Raw genomic sequence first — 1,567 nt, forward strand, 5'->3', positions numbered from 1 at the left:
CGCCGAAACATCCGAAAGCATCACCCGAGAAAAGAACGGTTGCCGAAGGGCTGCCGGCCGTGGCACAACCGTCGTCGGGCAATGACACGCCGGTGCCACATCCGCAACCGCGGCCGCGGCCGGCTTCCACGCAAGCCAGCGTCATCATCGTCTCCGGCCAGTGCACCATAGGCGTCATCACGAAACTGAGCGTCGTGCGGCCGAGACTGATTGTATCGCCGTTCTTCACCTCCACACACCCGTCGCCTATGCCATAGAAGCCCGCCATCATGTCAAACGTCTTCTTGTTGCCTATTATCCGCACCTCGGGATAGTACTTCCTTATCAGCGATATGGAACCGCTGTGGTCGGGTTCCATGTGGTTTATAACAAGATAGTCTATCTGCCGGTCTCCGATGACCTCGCGGATGTTCTGTATATACTGCACGAAGAAGTCAACCTCCACCGTGTCCACAAGGCAGACTTTTTCGTCTGCGATAAGATAAGAGTTGTATGATACTCCGTCAGGCAACGGCCACAAGCCTTCAAACAGGTGCTTGTTGCGGTCGTTCACACCCACGTAATGGATGTTTGATGTTATTTGTCGCATTGTCATTTCGTTATTGTTATAATTCGTTCCGTACCATCTGTCAACCGCCGATCGGCGGACACCTCACGGCAAAGACAGTCAACAGTGACTTAAATCCTTACTCATCTCCTCGCCAAAATCCTTGTCTATCGAGTTGTTGATGCTCTTGCAGCAGTTGGCCGAGAACTTCTGCGCACAACCCACGAGACAGTCCCACTGCTCTTCCGTAAGTCCGGCTTCTATCATGTCGCGGGTGATGCCGTAGCGTATAAGCCCGTACACGAAGCCTGCGTTGAAGTTGTCGCCCGCGCCGATGGTGCTCACCGTCTCCGTTTTCGTCACCGGATACGACTTGGCGAACCCGCCGTCGGCCAGCAACCGCACCGGGTTTGAGCCTTGGGTGAATATGAACTTCCGGGTATAGAAAGAAATCTCGCTACGGTATATGACATCGGGATCGGTCTTGCGGAACATCACCTCGAAGTCTTCGCTGCTGCCGCGTACTATATCCGCGTATTCAAGATTTTCGAGGATATTGGGTGTCAGCTTCATCACCTCGCTGCGGTGGGAGGCACGGTAATTGACATCGTAATAGAGAATGGCTCCCCTGCCGCGGGCATATTCCAGAAAACCGGCCACCTGAGGACGTATCACGGGATTGACCGCATAGTACGACCCGAACATGACAACATCGTCGCGCCGCACGTCGGGGTATGCGAAATCGAGCTGGTCGTGCGGATGATCCTTGTAAAATACATACTCGGCATCATTGTTCTCGTTGAGAAACGCAAGCGAGATAGGCGATTTGCTGTCGGGATACATATTGATGTTATCGGCGTTCACGCCGTTGTCTTTCAGGAAGTCGACTATCGTCCGCCCCACCCTGTCGTTTCCGGTCTCGCTGATGAACGTGGCGTTGACACCCGAACGGCCGAGCGATATCACACCGTTGAACACCGAACCTCCAGGCACGGCGCCCACCGGTTGTCCGTCCTTGAA

General features: G+C 54.3%; 2 protein-coding genes. Both read right to left on the reverse strand.

What is annotated here, in order from left to right; genetic code table 11:
• The coding region (locus MoGM_RS02555; protein ID WP_233210136.1) for an FprA family A-type flavoprotein at positions 1-589 on the reverse strand (589 nt) is incomplete at its 3' end.
• A gap of 78 nt (positions 590-667) precedes the next feature.
• Positions 668-1,567 (reverse strand): carbohydrate kinase (locus tag MoGM_RS02560; RefSeq protein ID WP_104368637.1); only part of this gene is annotated, 900 nt, incomplete at its 5' end.

The sequence above is a fragment of the Prevotella sp. MGM1 genome, assembly GCF_002933775.1.
GTDB lineage: Bacteria > Bacteroidota > Bacteroidia > Bacteroidales > Bacteroidaceae > Prevotella.